Source organism: Phyllobacterium sp., assembly GCF_037994425.1.
GTDB lineage: Bacteria > Pseudomonadota > Alphaproteobacteria > Rhizobiales > Rhizobiaceae > Phyllobacterium.
The window spans coordinates 22,426-29,655 of sequence record NZ_JBBNAM010000380.1 but is presented as its reverse complement, the minus strand read 5'-3'; the positions used below and the strand labels follow the sequence as shown (position 1 = coordinate 29,655).

Annotated in this window: 7 protein-coding genes; 2 read left to right on the top strand and 5 right to left on the bottom strand. The window is 58.5% G+C overall.

What is annotated here, in order from left to right; genetic code table 11:
• Window positions 1-228: 228 nt before the first annotated feature.
• The 5 genes from pncA to AAAB35_RS25685 are packed head-to-tail and all read right to left on the bottom strand — an operon-like array spanning window position 229 to window position 4,730.
• On the bottom strand, window positions 229-828 hold the full coding sequence (gene pncA, locus AAAB35_RS25705; RefSeq protein ID WP_340671178.1) for a bifunctional nicotinamidase/pyrazinamidase: 600 nt from the start codon (window positions 826-828) through the stop codon (window positions 229-231).
• Between the two features lie 54 nt (window positions 829-882).
• The gene (gene nagA, locus AAAB35_RS25700; RefSeq protein WP_340671177.1) at window positions 883-2,040 is read right to left on the bottom strand and encodes an N-acetylglucosamine-6-phosphate deacetylase; all 1,158 of its coding nucleotides are present in this window, start codon (window positions 2,038-2,040) and stop codon (window positions 883-885) included.
• Window positions 2,037-3,047, bottom strand: a complete 1,011-nt coding sequence (locus tag AAAB35_RS25695) for an SIS domain-containing protein (protein WP_340671179.1) — start codon at window positions 3,045-3,047, stop codon at window positions 2,037-2,039. The genes nagA and AAAB35_RS25695 overlap by 4 nt, the downstream gene beginning before the upstream one ends.
• Before the next feature lie 17 nt (window positions 3,048-3,064).
• Entirely contained in the window at window positions 3,065-3,850 is a 786-nt protein-coding gene (locus AAAB35_RS25690; protein WP_340671176.1) for a GntR family transcriptional regulator, read from the bottom strand.
• Complete coding sequence (locus tag AAAB35_RS25685; RefSeq protein ID WP_340671175.1) at window positions 3,843-4,730, bottom strand: BadF/BadG/BcrA/BcrD ATPase family protein; 888 nt, start codon at window positions 4,728-4,730, stop codon at window positions 3,843-3,845. The genes AAAB35_RS25690 and AAAB35_RS25685 overlap by 8 nt, the downstream gene beginning before the upstream one ends.
• A gap of 198 nt (window positions 4,731-4,928) precedes the next feature.
• Between AAAB35_RS25685 and AAAB35_RS25680 the strand changes: the two genes are divergently transcribed.
• Together AAAB35_RS25680 and AAAB35_RS25675 are read left to right on the top strand one after the other, a co-directional pair.
• Window positions 4,929-5,873: an N-acetylmuramic acid 6-phosphate etherase gene (locus AAAB35_RS25680; RefSeq protein ID WP_340671174.1), complete on the top strand. Its 945-nt coding sequence runs from the start codon at window positions 4,929-4,931 to the stop codon at window positions 5,871-5,873.
• 1 nt (window position 5,874) lies between these two features.
• Complete coding sequence (locus tag AAAB35_RS25675; protein ID WP_340671173.1) at window positions 5,875-7,134, top strand: ABC transporter substrate-binding protein; 1,260 nt, start codon at window positions 5,875-5,877, stop codon at window positions 7,132-7,134.
• Window positions 7,135-7,230 lie beyond the last annotated feature (96 nt).

Genomic DNA, 7,230 nt, shown 5'->3' with positions numbered 1-7,230 from the left:
CATCTTCAGTGCGCTTGCTGCCAGTATCCCTATTATGTGACAGACAAACAACAGCAATGTGCCTTTCCGCTATTACGCTTGTGGAAAAATGCGCAGCTGTTCATTTTACAGACGCTAGCTTTGCAACGCGTGATTGCAGTCCATGTTCCGTGAGTGGAAGCATGAGCGAACAGTGATAGCGAGGGCTGCGTGCCGAACAGGAACTTGGATTTGTTTGCCGGCGTTGGATCAGATCAGCGTAACGCCGGCCTTGCGCATTTCACCGAGCATGGTCGCGAGCGATCCGCCAAGATTGATGCCGCGACAGGCATCAAGGAGCACGTCGGCGGCAAAGCCATGCTCGACCGCGTCGAGCGCGGAATAGGCGACGCAGTAATCGGTGGCGAGGCCGGCAAAGGTCACGTTGGTAATCTGCCGGTCACGCAAATAGCCGGCGAGGCCCGTCGGAGTTGTGCGATCGTTTTCGTAAAATGCTGAATAGCTGTCGATATGATGGCGAAAACCCTTGCGGATGATGAGCTCGGCCTTGGTCCATTCCAGTTCGGTGTGAAACTCCGCGCCGACGCTTCCCTGGACGCAATGGTCCGGCCAAAGCGTCTGGTCGCCATAGAACATCGGGACTGTCTCGAATGGTGCCTTGCCAGAATGGGTCGAGGCGAAACTCGAATGCCCGGCCGGATGCCAGTCCTGCGTGAGGATGACATGGTCGAAACGCATGATCAGCTTGTTGATGATGGGAATGATCTGGTGGCCTTCCTCAACGGCGAGTGCGCCGCCTGGGCAAAAATCATTCTGAACATCAACGACGATCAACGCGTCCTTGGCCATCGCTACCTCCAATGTGTCGTGAGGCGTTCAAGTATGACCAATCGGCGACCGGCGTCAACGCGCGTAATGCAGATCGCCGTCGATCCAGACCTGATTCACATCGAGCCGATCGTCGAGATGCACGATGTTACCGACATAGCCGGGCAGCAGGCGACCATAGTGGTGGTCAATACGCAGGCTTTCGGCCGGATAAAGCGAAGCCATCCGCAATGCCTCATCCAGCGACAGTCCGAGTTCGCGGTGAACGAAACGCACTGCGGAAATCATGTCGAGGTCGGCCCCCGCAAGCGTTCCGTCGTCAAGCGTCAGGCGTCCGCCAGCGCGGGTGATGCGGCGTCCGTTCAGCGTGAAAGATGTGATGTCCGTGCCGATGGTCGACATGGCATCGGTGACGAGGAATATGCGCGATGGACCCTGCTTGGCGCGCAGCGCGATTGCCATCGATGCCTTGTCAACGTGGAAGCCGTCGGCGATCAAACCGGCAGAAAGTTCTCCGGACTGCAACACCGCGCCGACGACACCGGGGCTGCGATGGCCAAGCTGGCTCATGGCGTTGAACAAATGCGTTGCCATGGTCGCACCGGCATCCTTTGCGGCGAGTGCGACTTCGTAGGACGCGCCACTGTGCCCGAGGCTGACGATGACGCGGGCATCGGTCAAAGCCTTGATTTTGTCGGCTGGAACTGTCTCCGGCGCCACCGTCGTCAAAAGAACGGGCAACTGCTGCGCCGCCTCGATAAGCGCGACGAGATCGGCATCTTCCATCGGCCGGATCAGCTTCGGGTCGTGCGTTCCCTTGTGGGATATTGAAAGGTGCGGTCCCTCGATGTGAAGTCCGATGAAACCCGTCACTTTGTCGAGTGCTGCAGCTTTGCCGGCACTCAGCGCCGCCGCAGTGATTTCGGGCGTGTCGGTAATCAGCGTCGGCAGCAGTGCCGTCGTTCCGAAGGCGAAATGTGCATCGCAAATCCTGCGAATGACATCGACGCTTGGCCCGTCATTGAGGAGCACGCCGCCACCACCATTGACCTGGATATCGATGAATCCCGGCACAAGCTTGCCGCCCTCAAGCTCAACCCGGCGAATACCATCGGGCAAGGCGGAGTTCGAGATGCTTCTGACTACGCCCTTATCGACGACAAGCGCCGCATCGCCGTGCCAATTTGCGCCGTCGAAGATTTCGGCGCCCGTCAGTGCATAGGCGGTGCTCATATCGTTTCCGTCACCTTGCGCAGATGTGGCGGCTCATCCGGATTGAGGCCGCGGCTGCGGGCAAATCCTTCAACGAAGGCGTAGAAGGAGACGAGCAGGGCGAGCGGATCAGTGAGCGGGTGCGATGTGGCGACGAAGGGCAATGCCGTGGCTTTCGACGGCTTTGCGGAAGTCAAGAACACGGCGGCACCCTGCTCGGCAAGGCGATCGGCCGCTTCAACAAGCGAGTCCTCGGCGGCATCGCGCGTCGCCAAAACCAGAACGGGAAACCCCTTGCCGACGATGGCTTTCGGCCCATGCATGACTTCCGCGCCGCTGTAGGATTCGGCGTGGGCGCCACTCGTTTCCTTGAACTTCAACGCGACTTCATTAGATATGGCGAGCGAGGGACCGCGCCCGAGGACGAACAGCGAGCTTTCGTCTTTGAGCGCGCCGGCAAATGGCGACCAATCACACTCGATGGCCTTCGCCAGGGCGGCGGGCAGGGCATCGATCGCCTTCAGTAGTTTCTTGTCCTCGGTCCAGTGACCGATAAGCGCAAGGCCGGCGACTGCCGAACTGACGAAAGATTTGGTCGCCGCAACGCTGCGCTCGGGGCCAGCGAGGATGTCGATGGGAAAATCGCTCGCGTTGGCAAGGTCGGAATTGATGACGTTGGTGATCGCTATCGTCAGTGCGCCGCTTTCACTTGCTGCGCGGGTCATGCTGACAATGTCCGGGCTCTTGCCCGATTGTGAGATCGAGAGCGTTGCCGCTTCGGCGAGTTTGAGCGTTACGCCATAGATCGATGCGACCGACGGCCCGAGGGAAGCAACCGGCACGCCCGCGGTCAATTCGCTCGAATATTTGAGGAACGCGCAGACATGGTCCGAGGAACCGCGGGCAATCGAGGCGAGGAATGTCGGGTTTTTCTCGCGCAGCTTGGCCCCCGCTTCGGAAAGGGTTTCGCGGGAACTTTCCAGGAACCGCGCTGTCACCGCAGGAATGGAAAGAATCTCCTCCCGCATGAGGGTCGTGTTGGTCGTCAAAGCACTGCTCCTGATATTTCCGAAGAGTCGCCGAGCTTTAGCTCAGCCACAAATTCATAGGCGTCCGCACGGTAGATCGATCGGGTGAACTCGATGACCTTGCCCGATTCCAGATAGGATATGCGCTCGATGTTCAGGCTGGCTGAGCCGGCTGGAACCTGGAGCAATGTAGCATCATTTTCCTTCAAGATGGCCGCAGAAATGCGCTGGATAGCGCGGACCGGCCGGTTGCCGCCCTCGGCCAGGACCGCATAGAGGGAGAGCGTGACCAACTCCGGATTGGGAAGCACATTGATCGACAGCGCAGCGCGTTCGATGGCCATGGGGGTGTCGTTGGCGACGCGCAGGCGGCTGATGCGCGCGACCTTTTCTCCTGAAGAGAGTCCAAGCGTGACCATCTCTTCAGGCGAGGGCGCATAAATGCCGCGATCGAGCCACGTCGAGCGGACAACCATGCCGCGGCGCGCCATATCCTCGGTAAAGGAGGTGAGGTGGGAAAGGGATTGTTCGACCCTGGCCGACCGCGGCGCCACGAAGGTGCCCGACCCATGCCGCTGCACAAGCAATCCGCTGTTGACCAGCCCCTGCACTGCCTTGCGCACAGTCACACGCGAAATCTCGGCCATTGCCGCAAGCTCGCGTTCTGGAGGCAGCGCATCTCCGGGCCGCAGCATGCCGTCGCGCACCGCATTTTCTATCAGGCGCTGCAGCTTGACATAGAGAGGGCCACCGCTTGGCTGTTCATTGAGCGAGGGAAGGATATCGATCAGCCCGTCAGCCATGAAGTTGCTCCACACTCGTGCCGGAAAAGTGGTGCGCCGCGAGTTGCACGGCCCCGGTCAGTGGATCGTTGAGCGGTGCCTGGAGCTTGGCTTTATAGCGGGGCGATAGAAGAGGGCCGTAAAGCGGTCCAAGCCCTCCAAGGAGCGAAAGGCGGCTTTGCCCCGAGGGCATTACTGCGTCAAGTCCCTCTTCGATGTGGTGAACCGACTTCTCAATCAGCGCGACGGCCACTGGATCGTCCTGCGAAGCATATTCGAACACCATTGGAGCAAATACACCAAAATCACCCGGATTTGCCGAGTGGGCGAATTGCACTATTCGATGGGGGTTGCCTCCGAACCGTTCCATGGCTGCTTCCGTCAAAGCTGACGAAGGGTGAAACTTGTCATAGGCAAGCAGCGCTTCTTCGAGAAGGTCACGCCCGAGCCGCGCCCCGCCGCCAAGATCGCTAACCTTGAAGCCCCATCCGCCAGCGAAACTTATCTCTTCTCCCGATCGCGTGACATAAACCGAACCGGTTCCGACGATGACCACGGTCCCGTCTTCGTCACCGAGCGCGCCCTGCAGGGCAATCACGCCATCGGAATAGACCAGTGAATTGGTGAAGGGCAGCATGGCTTGAAGCTGCGCGCCATTGCCGCCGACATTTGCGCCGGCGAGGCCCAGGACCGCAGAGACCGATGCCATCACGGAAGTGGAGATTCCCGCAGCCGCAAATGCGGCTTCGGTTGCATCCAGTATATTGAGGCGCGCCGTATTCATGTCGGTCATGATGTTGGCGGAACCGCTTCTGCCCGTGGCAAGTATCCGGCCGCTCGTATCGGCCAGCGCCGCCCTGCAGCTCGTTCCACCACCATCGATTCCCAGGAGATAATTCACGTTTCACGGTCCTCCACGAATAGAATACCAATAAAATACCAATAGCCAAGCGTTAATTCACGCATTTTGAACAATTTCTACATATCATTGAATTAGTTGAGTAAAAACCTAGCAATTGTCGAATGAACAGAATTTTTTTAAGATTTGCTGGACAAGTGGTATTTTTTTGGCATTATTTATCCCAACGAGGAGAGAGTGGTGGCAGTTTCCCGCACAGAGCAGCGCAATGAGAGGGCATCAGGGCTGGAAGAACGTTCGCCGGAGGATGCTCTGCGATTGCTGCACGAGGCGCAGATCGAGGCAGCGGCTTCGGTTTCGCGTGCGACTGACTCTATTGCAAGAGCTGCCCGTCTTGCTGCCGATACGCTGGCTTCCGGCGGGCGCCTCGCTTATGCGGCCGCTGGCAGTTCGGGCCTGATGGCGCTCGCGGATGCCCTTGAGATTCCCGGCACATACGGGATATCCGCCGATCGCATCGTCATTCTTCTTGCGGGAGGCATCGCCAGCCTCAATCGCCTTGCCGGTTCCTACGAGGATGATAAAAGCCAGGCAGCAATCGACGTCGCGGCTGCTGGTCTCGGTCAAGGGGATTGCCTGATAGCGATTTCCGCAAGCGGCACGACGCCCTATGCACTCGCCGCCATTGAAGCAGCGAAGCAACGCGGTATGAAAATCATCTCGATTGCAAACAATCCTGCAGTGCCGATGTTCGACCAGGCCGATGTTACAATTGTCCTTGAGACGCCGCCCGAGATGGTTGCCGGCTCGACGCGTATGGGCGCTGGCACCGCGCAGAAGATCGCGCTCAATCTGCTGTCAACGTTGATGGCCATCCATCTCGGTCATGTCCATGACGGCTATATGGTCAATCTTTCCGCCGACAATATCAAGCTTCGCGAGCGCGCCGCGGGTATCGTCGCTGCGATCGGCGCATGCGAGATGAGTGACGCGGTAAGGTTGCTTGAAGCAAGCGGCGGCTCGGTCAAAGCAGCGATTCTGCTCGCTGCGGGCGCTACGGGACCGCAAAACGCACAGGAAATTCTCGAAAGCAATCAACAGAGGCTTCGCCCGTCGCTTTCGGAACTGAAGGGGAGCTTGGCTCTCGTTAACGGCACTGCTCATATGGGTGCAACAGGAGACTAAAATGGGAAGCACGACATTAAAAACACTGCTTATGGCAACGAGCATCCTGGCAACGGCCGGTTTTGCTCACGCAGCCGACACCACGCTGACGATCGAAAGCTGGCGTACGGACGATCTTGCCATCTGGCAGGAAAAGCTTATTCCGGCGTTCGAAGCCAAGAACCCGGGCATCAAGATCAAGTTTGCGCCGACGCCGCCAACCGAATATGACGCGGCTCTTGGCGCACGCTTCGATGCGGGCAGCGCCGGCGACGTCATCACCTGCCGTCCATTCGACAAGTCGCTCGAGCAGTTCAAGCGTGGCAACCTTACCAGCCTCAACGACCTTTCGGGTATGAAGAATTTCTCGGACGTAGCCAAGGCCGCATGGACCACGGACGACGGCAAGGACACATTCTGCGTACCGATGGCTTCGGTCATCCACGGCTTCATCTACAACAAGGACGCATTCGACAAGCTCGGTATTGCAATCCCGACGACCGAGGCAGAATTCTTCGCCGCGCTCGACAAGATCAAAGCCGACGGCACCTATATTCCGATGGCGATGGGCACGAAGGACCTCTGGGAAGCCGCTACGATGGGTTACCAGAATATCGGGCCGACCTACTGGAAGGGTGAAGAGGGCCGCGCCAAGCTGATCAAGGGCGAGGAAAAGCTAACCGACGCGGATTGGGTCGAACCCTACAAGGTTCTCGCCAAGTGGAAGGATTATCTTGGCGACGGTTTCGAAGCCCAGACCTATCCGGACAGCCAGAATCTCTTCACGCTGGGCCGCGCTGCGATTTATCCGGCGGGCTCATGGGAAATAGGTCTGTTCAATACGCAGGCCCAGTTCAAGATGGGCGCATTCCCGCCACCGGTGAAGAATGCAGGTGACGCCTGCTACATCTCCGACCACAACGACATCGGCGTCGGCCTGAACGCGAAGAGCGCACATCCTGAAGAATCCAAGAAGTTCCTCGAATGGGTCGCTTCGCCGGAATTCGCCGAAATCTATGCCAATGCGCTCCCGGGCTTCTTCAGCCTCAACTCGACACCGGTAAAGATGCAGGACCCGCTGGCGCAGGAATTCGTTTCCTGGCGCGAGAAATGCAAGCCGACGATCCGCTCGACCTACCAGATCCTGTCGCGCGGCACGCCGAACCTCGAGAACGAAACCTGGGTTGAATCCGCAAACGTGATCAACGGCACCGATACGCCGGAAGCTGCTGCCAAGAAGCTGCAGGATGGTCTCGACAGCTGGTACAAGCCAGCCAAGTAAACAAACCAAAGCCGGAGCGTCCGTGAAAGGATGCTCCGGCTATTTCTTTATCGGAACATTGCGCATGTCTTGCGCTATCATCCGCATGAACGGCTG